At 62.6% G+C, this 19,059-nt stretch carries 19 protein-coding genes; 9 read left to right on the forward strand and 10 right to left on the reverse strand.

The features are described from left to right. Positions 1 to 46: 46 nt before the first annotated feature. Positions 47 to 1,024 carry a universal stress protein gene (locus tag CKO25_RS21775; protein ID WP_200386452.1) on the reverse strand — a complete coding sequence of 326 codons (978 nt, stop codon included), beginning with the start codon at positions 1,022 to 1,024 and terminating at the stop codon, positions 47 to 49. Positions 1,025 to 1,451: 427 nt separating this feature from the next. On the opposite strand from CKO25_RS21775, the gene CKO25_RS03010 reads away from it, so the two are divergent. Continuing rightward, the gene (locus tag CKO25_RS03010; RefSeq protein WP_200386453.1) at positions 1,452 to 2,309 is read left to right on the forward strand and encodes a DUF6920 family protein; all 858 of its coding nucleotides are present in this window, start codon (positions 1,452 to 1,454) and stop codon (positions 2,307 to 2,309) included. Positions 2,310 to 2,352: 43 nt separating this feature from the next. Here CKO25_RS03010 and CKO25_RS03015 read toward each other — a convergent pair whose 3' ends face one another. Genes CKO25_RS03015 through CKO25_RS03035 form a run of 5 tightly spaced genes read right to left on the reverse strand, consistent with a single transcriptional unit; the run spans position 2,353 to position 6,569 of the window. Continuing rightward, positions 2,353 to 2,850 carry a PGPGW domain-containing protein gene (locus CKO25_RS03015; RefSeq protein WP_200386454.1) on the reverse strand — a complete coding sequence of 166 codons (498 nt, stop codon included), beginning with the start codon at positions 2,848 to 2,850 and terminating at the stop codon, positions 2,353 to 2,355. 43 nt (positions 2,851 to 2,893) lie between these two features. Next, entirely contained in the window at positions 2,894 to 3,940 is a 1,047-nt protein-coding gene (gene hypE, locus CKO25_RS03020; RefSeq protein WP_200386455.1) for a hydrogenase expression/formation protein HypE, read from the reverse strand. Positions 3,941 to 3,953: 13 nt separating this feature from the next. Beyond that, on the reverse strand, positions 3,954 to 5,093 hold the full coding sequence (gene hypD, locus CKO25_RS03025) for a hydrogenase formation protein HypD (protein ID WP_200386456.1): 1,140 nt from the start codon (positions 5,091 to 5,093) through the stop codon (positions 3,954 to 3,956). Next, positions 5,090 to 5,332 carry a HypC/HybG/HupF family hydrogenase formation chaperone gene (locus CKO25_RS03030; RefSeq protein WP_200386457.1) on the reverse strand — a complete coding sequence of 81 codons (243 nt, stop codon included), beginning with the start codon at positions 5,330 to 5,332 and terminating at the stop codon, positions 5,090 to 5,092. The genes hypD and CKO25_RS03030 overlap by 4 nt, the downstream gene beginning before the upstream one ends. Before the next feature lie 55 nt (positions 5,333 to 5,387). Further along, positions 5,388 to 6,569, reverse strand: a complete 1,182-nt coding sequence (locus tag CKO25_RS03035) for a nickel-dependent hydrogenase large subunit (RefSeq protein WP_200386458.1) — start codon at positions 6,567 to 6,569, stop codon at positions 5,388 to 5,390. Between the two features lie 103 nt (positions 6,570 to 6,672). Between CKO25_RS03035 and CKO25_RS03040 the strand changes: the two genes are divergently transcribed. Next, positions 6,673 to 7,263, forward strand: coding sequence for a methyltransferase (locus CKO25_RS03040; RefSeq protein ID WP_200386632.1), 591 nt, complete (start codon positions 6,673 to 6,675; stop codon positions 7,261 to 7,263). A 175-nt stretch (positions 7,264 to 7,438) separates the two neighbouring features. On the opposite strand, the gene CKO25_RS03045 is transcribed toward CKO25_RS03040, so the two are convergent. After that, positions 7,439 to 8,011, reverse strand: a complete 573-nt coding sequence (locus CKO25_RS03045; RefSeq protein WP_200386459.1) for a tetratricopeptide repeat protein — start codon at positions 8,009 to 8,011, stop codon at positions 7,439 to 7,441. Positions 8,012 to 8,825: 814 nt separating this feature from the next. Between CKO25_RS03045 and CKO25_RS03050 the strand changes: the two genes are divergently transcribed. From CKO25_RS03050 to speE, 7 genes are all read left to right on the forward strand, one after another. After that, positions 8,826 to 9,533: a response regulator gene (locus CKO25_RS03050; RefSeq protein ID WP_200386460.1), complete on the forward strand. Its 708-nt coding sequence runs from the start codon at positions 8,826 to 8,828 to the stop codon at positions 9,531 to 9,533. Then, complete coding sequence (locus CKO25_RS03055; protein WP_242467358.1) at positions 9,533 to 10,900, forward strand: ATP-binding protein; 1,368 nt, start codon at positions 9,533 to 9,535, stop codon at positions 10,898 to 10,900. Before CKO25_RS03050 ends, CKO25_RS03055 begins: the two co-directional genes overlap by 1 nt. Before the next feature lie 180 nt (positions 10,901 to 11,080). Next, positions 11,081 to 11,545 carry a peroxiredoxin gene (locus tag CKO25_RS03060; protein WP_200386461.1) on the forward strand — a complete coding sequence of 155 codons (465 nt, stop codon included), beginning with the start codon at positions 11,081 to 11,083 and terminating at the stop codon, positions 11,543 to 11,545. Positions 11,546 to 11,686: 141 nt separating this feature from the next. Beyond that, the gene (locus tag CKO25_RS03065; protein ID WP_200386462.1) at positions 11,687 to 14,077 is read left to right on the forward strand and encodes an ATP-binding response regulator; all 2,391 of its coding nucleotides are present in this window, start codon (positions 11,687 to 11,689) and stop codon (positions 14,075 to 14,077) included. Positions 14,078 to 14,157: 80 nt separating this feature from the next. Next, entirely contained in the window at positions 14,158 to 15,069 is a 912-nt protein-coding gene (locus tag CKO25_RS03070) for an ATP-binding response regulator (protein ID WP_200386463.1), read from the forward strand. After that, positions 15,066 to 15,401: an ArsR/SmtB family transcription factor gene (locus tag CKO25_RS03075; RefSeq protein ID WP_200386464.1), complete on the forward strand. Its 336-nt coding sequence runs from the start codon at positions 15,066 to 15,068 to the stop codon at positions 15,399 to 15,401. The genes CKO25_RS03070 and CKO25_RS03075 overlap by 4 nt, the downstream gene beginning before the upstream one ends. Before the next feature lie 75 nt (positions 15,402 to 15,476). After that, positions 15,477 to 16,328 carry a polyamine aminopropyltransferase gene (gene speE / locus CKO25_RS03080; protein ID WP_200386465.1) on the forward strand — a complete coding sequence of 284 codons (852 nt, stop codon included), beginning with the start codon at positions 15,477 to 15,479 and terminating at the stop codon, positions 16,326 to 16,328. 148 nt (positions 16,329 to 16,476) lie between these two features. Here speE and CKO25_RS03085 read toward each other — a convergent pair whose 3' ends face one another. The 3 genes from CKO25_RS03085 to CKO25_RS03095 all read right to left on the reverse strand — a co-directional run bounded on the left by CKO25_RS03085 (position 16,477) and on the right by CKO25_RS03095 (position 18,961). Beyond that, entirely contained in the window at positions 16,477 to 17,739 is a 1,263-nt protein-coding gene (locus CKO25_RS03085) for an ammonium transporter AmtB (protein WP_200386466.1), read from the reverse strand. Positions 17,740 to 17,757: 18 nt separating this feature from the next. After that, positions 17,758 to 18,096 carry a P-II family nitrogen regulator gene (locus CKO25_RS03090; protein WP_200386467.1) on the reverse strand — a complete coding sequence of 113 codons (339 nt, stop codon included), beginning with the start codon at positions 18,094 to 18,096 and terminating at the stop codon, positions 17,758 to 17,760. A gap of 82 nt (positions 18,097 to 18,178) precedes the next feature. Then, entirely contained in the window at positions 18,179 to 18,961 is a 783-nt protein-coding gene (locus tag CKO25_RS03095) for a TorF family putative porin (protein ID WP_200386468.1), read from the reverse strand. Positions 18,962 to 19,059 lie beyond the last annotated feature (98 nt).

A 19,059-nucleotide genomic window follows, 5' to 3' on the forward strand; every position in this document is an offset into this window, starting at 1 on the left:
ATAGCGGCTCGGGGTCCGAAAGCCAAACCGGCGCGGCCCGCCTGGGTCACGCGGATGCTTGGATCGATGAGGTGAACCCAACCGGCTTGATGGCCAGCACCGAGCAGTCAACCTGTCGCAGGATGGTTTCGGCGGTGTTGCCCATGATGAGACCGGGAATGCCGCAGCGGGCTAAGGTCCCCATGACGATCAGATCGGCGCCTAAGCGCTCGGCGAGCGCGGGGATTTTCTTGCGTGCCGCGCCCCGTGGCAGATGCAGCTTGGGCTTGCGCTCGGCGGGGGGCGGCGCGCCCAGTCCGCCGAGCACCTCGGTGACCAGGGCCTCGAGGGCGTGGGCGCAACGCGCATGGACGCTTGAGACATAGGCCGTGATCTGCTCCTCCGGGATGCTCAGCATGGTGCCCCGCATCAGCTCCTCCCCCAGGGCCTCCCAGACATAGGCCACATGCAGTTCAGCGGACTCGGAGAACGCCAAGGAGGCGGCCAATTCGAGAATCCGCCGATTCAACTCGCGTCGAGTCTCGTCCTCGCCGCCGTCGGCGGCAGTGACATCGATCGCGGCGAGGATCCGGCGAAACGAGCGCCCGGCATGACACTTGGTTAGCCACACCGGGCAGGGGCATTGGCGCAGGAGATTCATGTCGTCGCTGCCCAACATGGTGTCGAGCCAGGTGACGTCCTCCGGTGGACGGATCACCAGATCGTGCTCTTGGGCCAGGACCGCGCGGACGATCTCGAGATAGGGTGTTCCAATCAGGACCTGGCTCATGATCGGCAGTCGATCGCGAAACGAACGAACCATATCGGACAGACGGGCCGCACGGTTCGTCATCAAGGCGTCCTGCAGCGCCTGAATGGGGCTCGCCTCGCCACTTGTGAGCAGGGCCAGGCGGTTTGGCACGATGACGTCGGCGAGCGTGAGCCGGGCGTGGTTGCTCTCGGCCAGGGCCACGGCGTGTTCCAGCGCGGCCTGACAGCCACGCTGTGGATCCACGACAAAGAGGATGTTTTTGAATCGTTTCACTGCAACCCCCTGGGGACAGCGCCCTCAGTGGTCCCGTTGTTGATGCCGGTGCTGGCGCGGCCATCGAATCCGCTCTCACGGCATCCGCGATGGGATGTCCATGCGGTCCGGATGCCTCCTCCCAGGATGGTAGCCGAAGATCGATTGGACGTCAGATGTCATCATCGGCCGCGGCCGCCTCGAGGAGGGCTTCGGGCATGAGGGTGCGTTCGGTGCGCACATGGGGCCAAGGGTCATCGGTCCATCATCCACTTGAAATGCATCCCTGCCAATCAACCTCTTGAGCGAGCTATAATCGACATCCCTTGGACTCATCCCCCGCGCCAGTGTGACGGGAGCCGTGCACGCCTGGTTGCAACCTGGCCGCGTCAGGTCAACGCAGGCACGATCGGCTGGCAGGGGTGAACAATCTTGTCGAGAAGCGAACATGTGGTTGAACCTCGTTCTACTCTTGGTGCTCGTCCTGCTCTTCATCCCGATCAGCATCGTGCTCTATGGCATCACGCGTTGGCAGGCCGGAACCACAGTGCTGCGCGCACGCCTCGAGGGTGCCCGTGGGCGCATCATTCCGAACATTTATGAATCGACGGAACTCGATACGCTACCGGATCCGGTTCAGCGCTATTTTCGTGCTGTGCTGCGCGAGGGCCAGCCCATGATCGCAGCGGCGGAGCTCCGGCAAGAGGGCGAATTCGACCTGGGGCGCGAGACCTCCCGTTGGGCGCCAGTCGTCGCCACGCAGTCGGTCGTGACCCAGCCTCCGGGCTTCCACTGGGATGCGCGCATCCGCTTCACATTGGCGGCCAAACTGTTCGTGCAAGATGCCTATATCGTGGGAACGGGCGTGCTCAAGGCATCGCTGCTGGGTCTGTTCGATGTGGTCAAGGTGCCGAGCAGCATGGAGCTCACGCACGCCGAACTGATGCGATTCCTCGCCGAGGCGCCACTCTACCCCACCGCGTTGCTGCCGAGTCAGGGGGTTCACTGGGAGCCGATCGATGACACCTCGGCGCGCGCGAGCCTTGCCGACGGGGACTTGAGTGTCTCGCTGGTGTTTTTGTTCGATGAGACGGGGCTGATTCATCGCGTGCAGTCAACCGGACGCTATCGAGCCGTGGACGGGGCCATGGTGCAAACGCCGTGGGAAGCGGTGTTCTCGAACTACAAGGAGCGCGGTGGCATGCGCATCCCGGTTCAGGGCGAGGTTGCCTGGTCCTTGCCCGAGGCGCGCGCGCCCTACTGGCGTGGCTGCATCACGGACGTGCTCTACAAATTCTCGGCCTAGTGACGCTGCGGGCCGACTGGGAATGGGCATGTTCGCACGGCACTCAGGGGGCGCGCTGCGAGATTCGCCGCCCCTGGGTGGATGAGGCCACGAGCGGGGATGGCGACCGCGGTTCGGGCCAGCGCGGCGCAAGGATGGGGGGATGATTGCCGCGGCGGCGAATCCAGTTGATGGCGCAGAGAATGCGGTGCTGGCTGGCGAGCCGGCGTTCGAGGGCGAATTTCCCCGGGAAGTCACTGAGCAGGAGGCCCATGAGCATGGTCAAGATTCCCTGCCCCGGGAGGAACAACATCAGGAAGCCCATGAAGACCAGCAGCCACCCGAGCAGGTTCTTGAAGATGCGAATGATGATGTAGACCACCGGGTGGTGACGTTTTAACCGCGATGCATGACGTTGCGGATCGAGGAAGTAGTCCTCGGGGATGCGGGCGAGGAGGAGCGGCAGGGCGAGCAGTGATCCGATGAACATGACCACCGACAGTCCCGCTAACGCCAGCATCAGTCCCTGGTGTGTGGCGACCCAACTGAGTATCTCGGCCATGAAGTCCTCCGCCATGATAAAGAGGTCGCGGATGCGGGTCCGCTCAACAGATCCGCGGCAGTTGCTCCCCGACGAGCCAATCCAGGATCCGACTGCCACCGAAGCCGGTTTCCATCTGCACGAAATGCTGCGGATCCTCGACGACTTCACCGATGATCGAGGCATCGACGCCAAGCGGATGGGCACGCATGGCGGCGAGGAGGCGGGTGGCCTGTTCGGGCGGGCAGATTGCGACCAGCTTCCCTTCGTTGGCTACATAGAGCGGGTCGAGGCCGAGAAGTTCGCATGCGGCCGCGACCTCGGAGCGAATCGGGATGTCGGTCTCGCGGATCTGCATGCCAACACCGGATTGGTGCGCCAGTTCATTGAGGGTGGTGGCGAGACCTCCGCGGGTCGGGTCGCGCAGACAGTGGAGGTCGGGGACCGTTGCGATCATGCTCGCGACCAGGGTGTGCAAGGCGGCGCTGTCGGATTGGATCTGGGTTTCGAAACCCAGGTTCTCGCGTTGGGAGAGAATGGCGACGCCATGATCACCGATCCAGCCGCTGACCAAGATGCGATCGTTGGGCCGGGCCTGGTCACCGGAAATCGTGATCCCGTCCGGAACCACGCCGATGCCGGTGGTGGTGATGAAAACGCCATCGCCCTTGCCGCGCTCGACCACCTTGGTATCGCCGGTGACGACCGCGACGCCTGCCGCCTTCGCGGCCCGCGCGAGGCTTTCGACGATGCGCGCGAGATCGGCGAGCGGAAAGCCTTCCTCGAGGATGAAGCCAACGGCCAGATAGAGCGGGCGGGCACCCGCCATGGCCACATCGTTGACGGTCCCGTGGACCGCGAGCGAGCCGATGTCGCCGCCGGGAAAGAACAGCGGCGAGATCACATGCCCATCGGTACTCATCACCAGGCGTCCGGGTGGCGGTTGAAAGAGCGCCTGATCATTGCCCTGTAGCAACAGCTCGTCGTCGAGATGGCGCTGGAAGAGCTCGCTGATGAGCTGCGCCATGGCGCGTCCGCCCGAGCCGTGACTCAGTTCCAGGGTGCCTCGCTCGAGGTCGAGCCGAACCGGGAAACGCCGATCTGCGATCATGGTGACTCCTGATTCAGGCCGTTCGTGAGAGGCTGGCGTTCGGTTCGCGGAACCGCCCATAGCTCCAGTAGGCGGCGCATGCGCCTTCGGAGGACACCATGCAGGAGCCCATCGGATTCTCGGGCGTGCAGGGGTTGCCGAAGAGTTTGCAGTCGGTCGGTGTTTTGACGCCCCGTAGAATCGACGGACAGTCGCAGCCGCGGATCTCCTTGGTGGGGGCCGCCTCGACCGGGAAGCGGAGTTCGGCGTCCAGGTCCGCGTAAGCATCGGCGAGGGTCAAGGCACTCTCTGGCAGCACGCCGAGGCCGCGCCATTCGAAGTCGGCGCGGACCTTGAAGACCTCCGCCATGAGTGCCTGGGCCTTGCGGTTGCCGTCCTCAGTGACGGCACGTCGGTATTGGTTCTCGACCTCGCAGCGCCCGCTGTTGAGTTGGCGGATCAACATGAGCGTGGATTGCATGACGTCAAGCGGTTCGAACCCGGCGATCACCACCGGGATGCCAAAGCGCTCGGGGACGACGTTGTAGGGTCGGCTGCCGATCAAGGTACTGACGTGGGAGGGGCCGAGGATACCGTCGAGCCGCACGCCATCCGGACCCGCCGTGGCGAGGATCGTTGCCAACGCCGGTGGGGTCAGCACATGGTTGCAGAAGACCGAGACGTTCTTCAGTCCTTCGCGACGGGCGGTCAGGATGGCGACCGCGGTCGGCGGGGTGGTGGTCTCGAAGCCGATGGCGAAGAAGACGACCTGCCGCTCCGGCGCGGCGCGCGCGATGCGCAGGGCATCCTGGGTGGAGTAGATCATGCGGATGTCCGCACCGCGCGCCTTCGCCTTGAGCAGGGTTTGGCGCCCGCTGGCGGGTACTCGCATGAGATCACCGTAGGTGCAGAGTGTCACCTGATGCTGGGTGGCCAGGAGGATCGCCTGATCGATGCGTGACATGGGCAGGACGCAGACGGGACAGCCCGGGCCATGGATGAACCGCACGTTCGGCGGCATCAGGTGCTGTACGCCATAACGATAGATGGCATGGGTGTGACCGCCACAGAATTCCATCAGGCGGTAATCACGTTCCGGTCGCGCCTCGGCGGCGATCGCCTCGGCGAGACGACGCGCGAGGGTTTGATCGCGAAACTCGTCGATGAATTTCATGGCGTGTCGTCGGTGCTGGCCAGCGCGCCCATTTCGGCGATCATGGCCAGGGTCCGAGCCGCCTCCTCCTCGCTGATCGTGTTGAGCGCATAGCCCACATGGACGAGAACATAGTCACCGACCTTGGCGTCCTCGACCAGGGCGAGTGAAATCTCCTTGCTCACCCCATCGAGGGCGACGGTCGCGGTGTCGGACGTGCTGTGAACAGCGGTGATGCGGGCTGGGATGGCAAGACACATGTGCGATGACCTCAACGCGAATCAGGGATATCGGCCGGGTTGCTGATGCGGCAGACTAAGTTAGGTGAAGCCTGAAGGCAACGCAGGGGTCGATTGCCGTGATCAGGAGTTCGGCGCGGCGACGCCATGCGGCGTCCGGCGCGGGTGGGAGCGCGGTCAGGGCCGCGGCAACCACGCCTTCGGGATGAAAGTTCCACTCTGTGGGGGCGAGGATGCGGTAATCACTGATGCGGTCCTGGTCGAGGCGGGCGAGATGGACGAGCAGGCCGCGCGCGGCTTGGGTACGCCCGATGCCCACGCCTGTCCCGGGAGGATTCACCTGGGCCGGTGGCGGTGCGGGCGCCTGGTCAGGGCCGGTGCCCGCAACGAAACTGGTCGCGACCTCAAGCAAGGCCGCCGTCAGCCGCACCAGCAGTCCGCATCCGAAGCGCCCGAGCAGTGACGCGATGAGCGGATGTTCGCGCATGCGCGCATAAGGGCTGGTTTCGCGGGCAACGCCGTGCCAGGTTGGGCGCGCGACAAAGTGCGCGGCCCCGGGACCCGTGAGCGCCTCGAGCAGGGTCCGGTCAGGGAGGTCGGGCAACACCGCGATATCGGTGGGGCCAAGCCCGGCTTCGTTCGCGTCAATCAGGTGTCGCAGGAGGGGCGCGGCGACCCCGTCGGTGACGCGACACCAGTGCTCGAAGCGGGTGGCATCGATCACCTCGTCGAGCCAGCGCGTGGGTGCGACGCCGAACAGCGACCGGGTGAGCTGCGCCTCCAGCGCGCTGGCGGCGGCATCGAAGACCGCCTGCCGCGCCAACTCGGCCGGGGCCTCGCTGCCAGGATGGAAGAGGTCGCCCTGGGCATCCAAGGCCGCGAGCAGGCGAGTGGTCTCGCTGATGACCAATCGCAGGTCCTGCCGCGCGGGCGCCGTGCCGAGGAGCCCGGGCCAATCGAGTAGGATGCGCCAGAGATGCTCGCGCCCACGTTCCACGGCGATGGCCCGCTCGCGCCGGATCTGGGTCAGGGGACTCGCCACGCAATCGCGTGCTTGCTCCAAGGCCGCCGCGCAGGCACCGGCTTGTGCGCGTGCGCAGACCGAAAAGAGACGGGGTAAGCGCACACTGGTCTCCGCCGCCGTGCGGCCGATGAAGACCGACGCGGCGTGCACGGGCCGGGTGGAGCGGATCCAACACTGCGCGCCTGCCGCGGTGCGGTTCACCTGGATCTCAAGATTCCCACTTGGGTCTGTCATGGCAAGAGTGTAGCGTATCGGTCCGCGAACCCTATTCCGAAACGCCCATGTGGGTGCTGAGGAAATTCGTTCTGATCAGGATCTTGCCGAGGTCACCGCCAACGTGCTCACACCAGAACAACTCGATGGATTGCGCCGCGATCTCGTCTTTTCGGCTGAACTCGCAGGGCATTCCCTAAGGCTTCATTCCACCTGGGGATTGTTCTCGCCACGCGAGATCGACGAGGGGACCCGTTTGCTGTTGGCGCATCTCGAGGTTGACACGAATGCCGATTGTCTCGATCTCGGATGTGGCTATGGAGCCATTGGCTTGGCGCTTGCGAAGCGGGCGCCGGACGGGCAGATCCTGATGGTCGATAAGGACTTCGTGGCCGTGGAGTACGCGAATCGTAACGTCGCTTTGAATCGAGTGCCAAACGCCCGTGCTCAGCTCAGCAATGGCTTCGCGCACATCGACCCCGCGCTGCGCTTCGACCTCATCGCCAGCAATGTGCCGGCGAAGGTGGGCAAGGAGTTGTTGGCGATCCTCCTTCATGATGCCCATGCGCGTCTGCGCCCGGGTGGGCGTCTCTACCTGGTCACCATCAATGGTCTGCGCCAATACATGAAGCGCAATCTCAACGAGGTGTTCGGGAATTACGACAAACTCAAGCAAGGCGCGCACTACACGGTTGCCCTAGCCGAGCGCCGCTGAGGTCAGGCTCGAATCGGCACATCCTGGCGTCGTGATGGTTCGGACCAGGTGGCCCTGGAGCGTGGGCGCCCCTGAACAGGTCCGTCAGCACCCGACCTGGGATGCCCGTGCAGTGGGTGCTGACCGGTCCATAGGGTGAGGGCGCCGGCGGTTGCGGGAATTGAGGGGCCGGGACCTAGTCTGCCGGGATCAGGTCGAGCAGCCGTTGCGCCTCTTCGCCCATTGCGGTTTCAGGGCCGAGATCGAGTGCTTGTTGGAGTGCCGCGCGCGCCCCGCTGGCATCGTCGGCCTGCAGGCTGACGAAGCCGAGTGTCAGCAGGATCCGCTGATGCGTCGGATCCTGCGCCTGGCCAGCACGCAACTGGGTGAGCGCCGCGTTGGTCTCGCCGAGGTAATGCAGGGCGAGCCCGAGATCATTGTAGGCATCGACCTGGTCCGGAGCGAGTTCGATCAAGCGGCGGTAGAGGGGCACGGCCTCGCTGTAGCGGCGTTGCACGAACAGTTCATCGGCTTGTTGTGCGAGCAGTGCCGGGTTGGTTTCAGTGATGGCTTGAGGCGCGACGTTCTGCGGTGGTCGTGGTGTTGATGCCCCAGGTGATGGGGCGGCGCTGTGCGTGGCCGGTGCGGTGGCGATGGGTCGAACGAGTTGGCGCAGATAATAATCCCGCGTTGCCGCGAAGATCGTGAAGCCATAGAAAAACAGGAAGACGGCGAAGACAAACCACTGAAGGAGGGACAGACGGGGCATCGGTGGGACCAGCGTGAACGAATTGAACGAACAATCGTAGGAAGCCGCGGCCGGCCTGTCAAACCGCGCCACGTCTTGGGCCATCGTCTGTGATCGGCCTGGCCTGCCGCAACGCCGACGCGCCCGTGGCTCGGTCGGCGCAGCATCTCAGCTCACCGGGGCAGCCCACAAAAAAAGGGTCGCGACGACAGGGTGTGGTAGCTGCCGTGGCGACCCAACTGGCTTGCTGCTCGGGTCTCAACGCCGATTCCTTCAGGGAACTCGATCGACGCCGTGATTGAGTCGTCGTGGTCTGGTCCTCATCGGTCCCGGCCGACGCGAGCGCGCTCGGAACAGTACGGGCAGGCTCCGCCCATGAGGAGCGGCCAACACGGGTGGATCCGGGTTCGACGAAACCTGGGTTCCGGATCGAGGCCGTCATGCGGCAGGGGCGCCTTCGGTCGAACTGGTCTGGCGGGATTCAGGACACCGTGTCACACCCCCGCGCCGACTGGTCGTGCGGCGGATGCGGCATGCTGAATCCCTATGAAGCCTCTGAAGCGGATGCGGAGCAGCGTGATCAGACTGGAATCTATACTTGCACGGGAGACGTCAGTAGAGTATTTCACTGAGTGCTAATGTTGTAACAAGTTGTTACGGCCCACGACGCTGACGCTGCGTCACCCACTCAGTGGTAACAGGAAGTATTCCCGTCCCGCTCATGTGCGCGCCACGCGGTGGTCGTCTCCTCGCTGACTCGCTATCGGCCCGCGCGCAAGGGCGTTGGATCGTCCAGGTCGGCGTTAACCGAATGCGATGATGATGTGCCGAGACGATGTCTGAGAGACCGATTCGAATTCTCGTGGTCGACGACGATGCGGCATTGCGCGCCTTGCTCGGGGACTATCTCGCCGGAGAGGGATACCGCGTCGCCGGTGCCGAGGATGGCCTCGCAATGGATGACTGGCTGTCGGAGCATGAAACGGATTTGGTGATCTTGGATCTGATGTTGCCGGGTGACGATGGCCTGACACTGGCGCGCCGATTGCGTGCGCGCACCGATGTGCCCATCATCATACTCTCGGCGCGTGGCGATGACATCGACCGGATCGTTGGTCTCGAGGTGGGCGCGGACGACTATCTGCCTAAGCCCTTTAACCCACGCGAACTCCTTGCGCGGATTCGTGCGGTGCTGAGGCGTCGCTTTCCCAGTGACGCCGCGAGTGGGGGCGAGGTGCTTCGATTTGGGCCGTACCGGCTCGACCTGGCACAACGTGAGCTGCGACGCGGCGATGAAGTCATTGTCCTGACCTCCGGTGAACTCGAATTGTTACGGATCCTCACCGAACACCCGGATCGGGTGTTGGATCGCGACCGCTTGCTCGATCTTCTGAAAGGATACGAACGCTCTCCCTTCGATCGGAGTATCGATGTGCAGATTGCCCGTCTGCGCGCGAAGATCGAGCTGGACACGAAACGACCGCGCTACATTCGCACCATTTGGGGCAAGGGTTACATGTTCACGCCAACCGGTGAGGCCTGATGTCGCGGGCACGCTGGATCCCGGCGACCCTGTTTGGACGCACGCTCTTGACCTTGCTGGTCAGCTTCACCTTGTTCGGCTGTGTCACCTTCTGGGTCATCGTCACCTATGCGCTCACGCCGGTTGCACAACGCTCGGCCTCGGATCTGGCGAACATCATGGTGTTGTCCGCACGGACGCTCCACCAGTTACCCGAGGAGATGCGCGATGACTACTGCGCGCGCTTGCGGCGCGATTATCAGATCATGCTGCGCGAGGAGCGGCCATCGACCGATCCCTCGCATTTCTTCTTTCCCTATTTGCGCAAGGTCACGCAGGCGCTGGAGGAGCGACTGGGCCGGCCCGTGGACATCGTGTCGAGTCTGGACAGCGAGGATCGTTGGTTCTGGGTTGCGCTCGATGGTCGGGCTGGGAACATCTGGGTTGGCTTTCCTCGCAGTCGGGTCCAGACGCGCCCGATCGAAGGGCTCTCCATGATCGTGGCGGTGGCCCTGATGCTGATCATTGTGAGCGCCCTGTTGATTGCCGGGCGCATCACCCAGCCATTGAATCGTCTGGCGAAGGCCGCCGAGCAGGTCGCCCTGGGCTATTCACCAAAGACGCTGTCCGAATCCGGGCCAACCGAACTGGTCAACCTGGCACGCCAGTTCAATGTGACCAGCCGGCGCATCCGTGAACTGATCGCCAATCGGACCCTGTTGCTCGCGGGCATCTCGCATGATCTGCGCACGCCGCTCACCCGACTGCGACTGGCGGTGGAGATGCTGCCCCAGAACACCTCAGCGGAGCTGGTGTCACGCATGGAGCGAGACATCGATGAGATGAATGCGCTCATTACGCAGGCGATCGACTTTGGCAAGAGTCTTGGTCCCGGTCAGCGCGAGGAGGTCGATCTCAATACCGTGATCTCGGATTTGGTCGCGGGGCGGGCGCGAGTGATCTGGCGGGCCGGGCAGCCCTGTCGGGCGCGGGTTGACGTGATCGCGCTGCGACGCATCATCGGGAACCTGCTAGAGAATGCCTTGCGTTACAGCCAGGAACTGGTCGAGGTCCAGCTCGATTGCCGTCGTGGCCGCTCGATCGTCCAGGTGCTCGATCGTGGACCTGGCATTCCCGCGGCGGAGCGCGAAGCCGTGTTTCGCCCCTACTACCGACTCGAGGGCTCGCGTAGCCGCTTGACTGGCGGGACCGGGCTGGGTTTAGCCGTCGCCTATCAATTGGCCTTGGCAAACCAGCTCGAACTGCGGCTGGATGCGCGCCGTGGGGGTGGATCCGTTGCCAGTGTGCGTCTACCGCCGCTCACTCCCGAACGGGATCCCACGGTGATCGGAGGGCAAGCGGTTGACGATCCGCCCGCGGGTGCCTAAATTGCCTCGCGAGTTTCATCGATTCCAGAGGCGATCCGCTGGTCACTTCAGCGGTTCGGCACCACCCTGCGTCCTCGTGGTGCTTGGCCGGCTAACATGGCTCGATCATGGGCCCTTGGCCTCGGACGATTGGTCCCCCCTGGGGTCATCTTTACCCATCCACGACTCGGAGCACTTGCGATGCTGCAGCCCGGTGACAAGGCCCCCCCGTTCTCACTCCCTAACGCGGACATGGAACGGGTGACGCTCGATCGGTTTCTCGGGCAGCGGAACCTGGTGATTTATTTTTATCCGAAGGACGATACCCCAGGCTGCACCATGGAGGCTCTGGATTTCACGGATCTGGAATCCGAATTCGATGCGCTCGCCACCGACATCGTCGGCATCAGCCGCGACACCTGCATCAGCCACGGGGCCTTTCGTGACAAATATGGCCTGACGGTTCAGTTGCTCGCCGATACCGAAGGCGAGGCGTGCGAGGCCTACCATGTCTGGCGTGAGAAAGAAGTCCGTGGTGAAAAGCGCATGGGGATCGTGCGTTCAACCTTCATCGTCGATCGCGACGGGGTCGTGCGCCACGCGCTCTACGACGTCAAGCCCAAGGGGCATGCCGCCGAGATGTTGGAGTTGGTGCGCTCCCTGTGAGTCCCAAGCCTCCGGCGTGTCCGCCAGCAGTGGCCCGCGGGGCGGCCCGGTACGCGGACGGCTCGGTTCCAGGACCCCTGGGCGGGAACCGGCGGCCGCCACGCGGTTGAACGCAGGGCGCGCCGCACGCGTCCCCCTAGTATGAAGCTGCGTGCCTACATCCTGATCTTCCTGCTGGTGTTCGGACTGACACCGCTGGTCCTCGCTGTGACCATCAATTTGCCGCTGGTCCTGGATCGCACCACGTTATTTTATCAGCGCGCCTATTTGCAGAATCTGCGCGCGGATTTCCGTGACCTCGATCAGCATCTGGCGAGCCGCCACGAGATGATTCGCCTGCTCTCGAAGCTGCCCGAACCGGGTTTGATCCTCGGCGAGCAAGGCGACGCCGAGCAGATCGACTTAGCGCGTGCCCGCTACACGGAATGGATCAACCAAATCCTCGGTGATCAGCGCGACATCATCCAGATTTTGTTCGTCGGCGACGACGGGCTGGAGCGCTTCTGGCTCGCCCGCGACGCACGCACCCAGGCATGGCGCCCCACGGCCGCGCCGCCGCAGGTGCCGAGTCGGCAATTTCTCGCCGCGGGTCTTGAACTCCAGTCCGGAGCCGTGATGGTGAGTCGCATCCGGATCGATCCCATGGCGGGCGCGGACGACCCTCGCCAGCTCATGACCTTGAGCCTGGTCAGCCGTATAGGTGGCGAACTCGCCGAAGAACCGCGCGGCGTGGTTGTCATGGCCATCGACGTGGGTGGTTTGGCGCAATTCTACCGTGACACACTCTGGGTCAATCAGGACGGCAGCTACCTCCGGCCCGGCCAACCGGCCAGCGGTGAACCCGAGGCCTTCGAGGCCTTCCCTGGACTTGCTGAGATTTTCGCGCAGGGCAATCTTGCGGTATGGAAGGGGCGGCGTGGTCGGCAGTTGCTCTGGGTGCCCATGTTCCTGACCGAAGACGGGCGACCGCTTTGGGTCGGTCGCGCGGTCGATCCGTCGCCCATCGATGAGTTTCGCGATGCGCTCATCGTGCGTGTGCTCACCATTATCTTCCTGCTCGTGTTGGTGGTGATGGTGTTGGCCCGCTGGATCGCGGCCCGCGCCGAGTTTTTTGGCGATCAACTTCGCGGCGGGATCGGTCAGGTCCTGCGTGAGGGGCGGGCATTGCAATTCCACTGGCGCGGGCCCCGCGAGGTTCGGGAACTGGGAGAGCAACTGAGCACCTTGGCATTGAATCACGCCGAGTATCTCCAAGCCGCGCGCGCGCACACCCGTGAACTGGAGAAATCCAATCGCTACAAGTCCGAGTTCCTAGCCAACGTCAGCCATGAGCTGCGCACGCCCCTGAACTCGATTCTGCTGTTATCGAAGATGCTCGCCGCCGAGAGCGGTGGCTTGAATCCGGCGCAACGACGTCAGGCACAAGTGATCCATGAAGCGGGCCGCGACCTGCGTAGCATGATCGATCACATTCTTGATATCTCATTGATCGAGGCTGGGCATGTTGTGGTCGTGCCGGAGTGGTTGCGTCTGCGTCCCATGCTGGAGGAGTTGCTCGAATTGGTCACCCCGCTGGTGGCGGAAAAGACGGTGGTGCTCGCGTTGGAGATGGCCGCCAACACCCCGGAACGGATCTACACGGATCCCGATAAACTGAAACAGATCTTGAAGAATTTTCTTGCCAACGCGGCGAAATTCACCGAACGCGGACGGATCACCCTGGCGGCGGAAGGGGTGGGACCGGGACGTCGCGAGGTGGCGATCAGTGTCTCGGATACCGGGATCGGGATACCACCGGACAAGCAAGAGATCATCTTCGAGGCCTTTCAGCAGGCCGATGGCTCGACCCGCCGTCGCTACGGCGGCACTGGACTGGGCTTGACGATCAGTCGCGAGCTTGCGCAACGTCTTGGTGGTCGGATCCAGGTCGAGAGCACCCCGGGCGCCGGCGCCTGCTTCACGCTGTTGTTGCCGGTCGCGGCGAGTGGTGCGGTTGACGCCGAGACTCAGACGCATCCGCGACCGGTGCTCACCCAGGAGGAGGCGCCTGCGCGTTCGGATGCCCCGAAGGTGATCACGTCGCCGAGCGTTGCGAGCGATGGAGGTGCGCCACGGCGTGGCTGGGTGTTGATCGTCGAGCGTGATGTCAAGACACTGGTCGCCTTGGCCTCCGAGTGTTCGCGCCGAGATTTACGGGTGCAAACGGCCGCTGATCTCGACGAGGCGATCGAGACGTTGCAGGAGGAGGGGGACGGGTGCGAGCTCGTGTTGTTGGCTGCCGGGGTGTCGGCTGAAACGACCTGTGCTACGCTGACCGCGCTCTTGGGTCGAAGCGGCGATCCGAAACCGGCCGTCGCGGTGCTCGGCGAGGATTCGGCCGAGACCCAACTCGAGGGGTGTCTTGGTGCCGGAGCGATCGCCTACCTGCATAAACCGATCGATCCAGAAGCGTTCAGCGCGTTGCTTGCGCGCGTGTTACCGGATCGATCCATCCCGGCGACCTTGGGATCGGGCAGCGTCTCGCCCGGCTGAGTCGGGCCGGCCTGGGTCTGCGCGGGTTCGGTTCGTTGACGGCTCGGCGCTCGGCCGCGATGCCACACTGGGCGGAGAAGATGACCCGTTACGCTGGATTCAAGCTACTGATCGTCGATGATCATGCTCACAACCTCTTCACACTGCGGACTCTGATCGAGAGTCAGATGGATATCGTCGTCCTCGAGGCGACCTCCGGGCAAGAGGCGATCGACCTCACGCATCGCCATCCTGATATCGATCTGATCATTCTTGATGTCCAGATGCCGGATATGGATGGCTTCGAGACCGCCTCCATGCTCAAGCTGCGCAAGCGCACGCGTGACATCCCCGTCATCTTTCTGACCGCTGCCTTCAAGTCCGAGGAATTCCAGCAGCGCGGATTCGCGGTCGGCGCCGTTGATTATCTCCTCAAGCCGATCGACGACAATCTGCTGATCAACAAAATCAGTACCTACTTTCGTCTGATCGAAAAGGAGCGTGAACTCAATCGCACGCTCGAACAGGTCGTTGTCGAGCGGACGGCTGAACTTGCCGAGGCCCGTCAATATCTGATGAATATCCTCGATCATATGGGAGAGGCGCTCTTGGTGCTCGACCCACAGGGAAACATCAAGCTGACCAATCCAGCGGCCCAGCGCATGCTTGGCTATCGTGGCGAGGACCTGCTCGGCATGTCGATCGGCGATGTCTTCGAGGAGGAGGGCGATGCCGAGGCCGGAGCCTTCATGGGGACCTGGCTCGAAGCGCTGATTCGCACCGGTGCCTTGAGTCGGATCGAGGCTCGTTTCATTGCCAGCAACGGGCGTCGCGTGCCCATTCTCTTTTCTCGCACCGCGGTGAAGGATGGCGATGGGCGGATCAGCGATATCATCTGTATCGCCAAGGACATGACCGGGTATGCTCGGATCGAGGACGACAGCGCCGAGGCGGACACGTCGCGCCGTCGCGGCAGGCAAGACGAGAACTCGGTAGGAGGAGTACGACGATGAGTGAGCGGCCGATCGTGGAGAGCCCGGAGGACGAGAATACCACCCTGACCGCCAATGCCTTGAAGGCGATGGCGCACCCGCTGCGTTGGAAGATCCTCTGCTCACTTGGCGACAAGGAGCTCTCGGTCGGCGAGATCGTCGATCGCACGGGGACCTCGCAGAGCAATATCTCGCAGCATCTCGAACAACTGCGTAACAAGAATATTGTCGTCGCCCGCAAGGAGGCCAATCGGATCTATTATCGCATCCGCAACGACCAACTGCTGGACTTGATCGGGATTATGCGTGATGTCCTTTGTCCGGCCAATCTCGACGATCGTTTACCGAAATAGCGGCTGGTCATGGCGCGATCCTGCCCCGGCCAGTCCAGCGCTCCATCATCCCCGCCCCATTCAGGACCTTGACCCATGCTCGATTCCACCAACTGGTTCTCCGAGATTGCGCCCGAGGACGGTTCCGCCTTCTCGCTGCGGATCAAGACCCGCCTGCACGCCGAGCAGACGCCGTTTCAGCACATCGAGATCTTTGCCACCGATGGGTTTGGCAATCTGATGGTGATCGATGGCTGCACCATGCTGTCGAGTCGAGACAATTTTCTCTATCACGAGATGATGTCGCACCCAGCGCTCTTCACGCATCCAGAACCCAAGCGCGTTTGCATCATTGGTGGCGGGGACTGTGGAACCTTGCGTGAGGTGCTCAAACATCCAGGTGTCGAGCAGGCGGTACAGATCGATATCGACGAACGGGTCACGCGCCTGTCTGAACGCTATTTTCCAGAACTCACCGCATCCAATGCGGACCCTCGCGCCGAGTTGCTGTTCGAGGATGGTGTGCGGTGGATTCAACGCGCGGAGCCCGGCAGTCTCGACCTGATCATCGTCGACAGCACCGATCCGGTTGGACCTGCTGTTGGACTCTTCACCAGTGACTTCTATGCCGATTGCCGACGCGCCTTGGGGGCCGATGGTCTGTTGGTGCAACAGAGCGAATCCCCGCTCTATCATGTGCGGATCCTGACCGAGATGTCCGCTGCGATGCGTCACGCGGGGTTCCGCGAGATCCGCTCCCTCTTCTTCCCGCAGCCGATCTATCCTTCCGGCTGGTGGAGCGCGACCCTGGCCGGTACGGATCTCGATCCGAGTCGGTTCCGGTTCGAGGACGCCCGGGCGAAAGGGTTCGAGACGCAGTACTATAACGCCGAGATCCATCAGGCTGCCTTGGCCCAGCCGGAATTCCTCCGGCGCGCGCTCGGCTAGCGCTCACCAGGCAGCGTCCGCGCGCCTTGCGCGCATTCCGCGGCACACTTCCCGCGTGCCGAGGGTGCGGGTTCTGAACGCCACGAGAAAAAAAGGGGCCCCAGCGGGGCCCCATTGCGTTCACAACAGTCAGGCGTTTCAGTTGCCCTTAGAGTGCGGCTCCACGCGCTCCAACGAACTCAGGATAGGCCTCCAGGCCACACTCTCCGATGTCCACCCCGGAATACTCCTCTTCCTCGCTGACTCGGATGCCCATGATGAGCTTGATGATGAACCAGACGATCAAGGAGGAGATGAACACCCAACCGAGAATGGTGGCCAGACCGATGCCCTGAGCGGCGAAGCTTGCTTCTGGGTTGGTGATGGGCACGGCCATCAGTCCCCACATGCCGATCACACCATGCACCGAAATGGCACCCACCGGATCATCCACGCGCAACTTATCCATGGTGACGATCGAGAACACCACCACGACGCCGCCAATGGCGCCAATCATCATGGCCAGCAGCGGTGACGGCATGAGGGGTTCGGCGGTGATGGCGACCAATCCGGCCAGTGCACCGTTTAGCGCCATGGTCAGGTCGGCCTTGCCGAACAGCAGACGCGCGGTGATGAGCCCAAAGATGGTTCCGCCCGCGGCCGCCATGTTGGTATTGACGAAGACCGCGGCGACGGCATTGGCATCCTCAACGTTGGAGACCACCAATTGCGACCCGCCGTTGAATCCGAACCAACCGAGCCAGAGGATGAAGGTTCCAAGTGTCGCGAGCGGCATGTTGGCGCCTGGAATGGCATTGATCGAGCCATCCTTTCCGTATTTGCCCTTGCGCGCACCCAGCAAGATCACGCCTGCCAGGGCCGCGGAGGCGCCTGCGAGGTGAACGATCCCGGAGCCGGCAAAATCACTAAACCCGAGGTCGTCGAGGAAGCCTTCGCCCCATGTCCAGTAACCCTGCAGCGGATAGATGAACCCGGTCATGACTACGGCGAAAAGCAGGAATGCCCAGAGCTTCATGCGCTCAGCCACGGCACCGGAGACAATGGACATGGCCGTGGCCACAAAGACGACCTGGAAGAAAAAGTCGGCCATCCCGGAATAATAGATCTCGCCTTCACTCCCCAGAACATCGTCGAGCGCATTGTCGCCGCCAAACATGAAGCCCCAATCGATATCGGGAATGAAGCCATTGCCTCCGGCCGGGTACATGATGCCGTAACCGATCAACATATACATGATGGACGCGATGGCGAAGAGTGCGATGTTCTTCGTCAGGATTTCAGCCGTGTTCTTCGCTCGCACCATGCCCGCCTCGAGCATGGAAAAACCCGCGGCCATCCACATGACCAGCGCGCCCGAAATCAGGAAATAAAAGGTATCAAGTGCGTACCGAATTTGAATGATGTCTTCCACGTGGAACGCTCCTAGTCGTTAGAGTGCGTCTGATCCGGTCTCGCCGGTGCGAATTCGAATCACTTGACCGACATCGAAGACGAAAATCTTGCCGTCGCCGATCTTGCCTGTGCGCGCGGCGCTGCTGATCGCTTCGACGACCTTCTCGACCATATTGTCATCGACCGCGATCTCGACTTTGATCTTCGGTAAGAAATCCACGACGTACTCGGCACCACGGTAGAGTTCGGTGTGCCCTTTTTGACGTCCAAAGCCTTTGACTTCAATGACGGTGATTCCGGACACACCAATATCACCGAGTGCCTCGCGGACGTCATCCAGCTTGAAAGGCTTAATGATGGCTGCAACCAATTTCATCGCAAATATGCTCCGATGGAGGCTGAGGGGCAGGCCCCTCAGCCAAGGTGTGGAGGTTCCCGATTCGCGGCGCGAGCGGGAACTAGAACTCCTTCAACCAACCAACCCAGAATTGCGGGTCAGTGTCGTAGGTATCGCGACCGACCTGGTCATAGTTCAGGCTGAAGGTTCCGAACTCGCCCGCGTCGCGACTAATGGTCACGCCCCAATGACCGTAGTCGTTCCCGCCATCGTTATAGTCGAAATCGTAGTAGCCGCCGCGCAGCTCCAAACCGAAGTCATAGGGCAGCGCAAAATCGAGTGCGGCGTAGTAATACCAGTCACCCTGAATGAAGACGGCCTCGCCTGACTTCACTCCGTCCGCCTTGTCTGCCTGTCCATAGACGGTGTATGCCAAGCCGAGGGTCAACCACTTCCAGGTTCCGCTGGCGCCGAGTTCAGCGAAGTCGAGATCGTTGCCATCGGGATAGGCGTAGTAGATGGCGCTGAGATCGAAACTCAGGTCGTCGTTGATCGCAGCGGCATAGCCCAGATAGAGATCGAGTTCATAGCCAGGTGAGCTGTAGGAACTCACATCGAAGGTGTCGGTTGCCAGATCGATCTCGAATTCGTAACCGCTGCCAAAGTCGACGTTGGAGATCCAGGTTCCAGCGTAAAAGCCGCTGATGTGTTCGTAGTCGAGACCACCTTGGATGGCAGGCTTGTCTTGCGTCTGGGTGACGCCGCGGAAGAGATAGTTACTGACCGCGCCAATGTTGGCACTGAAGTTGTGCGGGCTCTGCGCCACAGCGGTTTGCAGTGAGCCGAGGCCCATGGTCAAGGCGCCGAGTGCGAGTGCGGTCCCGAAGCGGTGTGTGGTCGTCATGTTGTTGGCTACCTCATTTCAGAGAGTGGGTCGGCCTGGTTGATGCCTGAACCGCAACGTGTGACGTTGCGAGGCCGGGTTACGTCATGTCCTGGTCA

The organism is Thiocapsa imhoffii (assembly GCF_016583985.1).
In the GTDB taxonomy this organism is placed as follows: domain Bacteria; phylum Pseudomonadota; class Gammaproteobacteria; order Chromatiales; family Chromatiaceae; genus Thiocapsa; species Thiocapsa imhoffii.

What these genes read in the sequence shown, in the direction of transcription:
- CKO25_RS03010 (WP_200386453.1), top strand. Translation starts at nt 1,452, where the DNA reads ATGTGGTTGAACCTCGTTCTACTCTTGGTGCTCGTCCTGCTCTTCATC.
- CKO25_RS03015 (WP_200386454.1), bottom strand. Translation starts at nt 2,850, where the DNA reads ATGGCCGAGATACTCAGTTGGGTCGCCACACACCAGGGACTGATGCTG.
- hypE (WP_200386455.1), bottom strand. Translation starts at nt 3,940, where the DNA reads ATGATCGCAGATCGGCGTTTCCCGGTTCGGCTCGACCTCGAGCGAGGC.
- hypD (WP_200386456.1), bottom strand. Translation starts at nt 5,093, where the DNA reads ATGAAATTCATCGACGAGTTTCGCGATCAAACCCTCGCGCGTCGTCTC.
- CKO25_RS03030 (WP_200386457.1), bottom strand. Translation starts at nt 5,332, where the DNA reads ATGTGTCTTGCCATCCCAGCCCGCATCACCGCTGTTCACAGCACGTCC.
- CKO25_RS03035 (WP_200386458.1), bottom strand. Translation starts at nt 6,569, where the DNA reads ATGACAGACCCAAGTGGGAATCTTGAGATCCAGGTGAACCGCACCGCG.
- CKO25_RS03045 (WP_200386459.1), bottom strand. Translation starts at nt 8,011, where the DNA reads ATGCCCCGTCTGTCCCTCCTTCAGTGGTTTGTCTTCGCCGTCTTCCTG.
- CKO25_RS03050 (WP_200386460.1), top strand. Translation starts at nt 8,826, where the DNA reads ATGTCTGAGAGACCGATTCGAATTCTCGTGGTCGACGACGATGCGGCA.
- CKO25_RS03055 (WP_242467358.1), top strand. Translation starts at nt 9,533, where the DNA reads ATGTCGCGGGCACGCTGGATCCCGGCGACCCTGTTTGGACGCACGCTC.
- CKO25_RS03060 (WP_200386461.1), top strand. Translation starts at nt 11,081, where the DNA reads ATGCTGCAGCCCGGTGACAAGGCCCCCCCGTTCTCACTCCCTAACGCG.
- CKO25_RS03065 (WP_200386462.1), top strand. Translation starts at nt 11,687, where the DNA reads ATGAAGCTGCGTGCCTACATCCTGATCTTCCTGCTGGTGTTCGGACTG.
- CKO25_RS03070 (WP_200386463.1), top strand. Translation starts at nt 14,158, where the DNA reads ATGACCCGTTACGCTGGATTCAAGCTACTGATCGTCGATGATCATGCT.
- CKO25_RS03075 (WP_200386464.1), top strand. Translation starts at nt 15,066, where the DNA reads ATGAGTGAGCGGCCGATCGTGGAGAGCCCGGAGGACGAGAATACCACC.
- speE (WP_200386465.1), top strand. Translation starts at nt 15,477, where the DNA reads ATGCTCGATTCCACCAACTGGTTCTCCGAGATTGCGCCCGAGGACGGT.
- CKO25_RS03090 (WP_200386467.1), bottom strand. Translation starts at nt 18,096, where the DNA reads ATGAAATTGGTTGCAGCCATCATTAAGCCTTTCAAGCTGGATGACGTC.
- CKO25_RS03095 (WP_200386468.1), bottom strand. Translation starts at nt 18,961, where the DNA reads ATGACGACCACACACCGCTTCGGGACCGCACTCGCACTCGGCGCCTTG.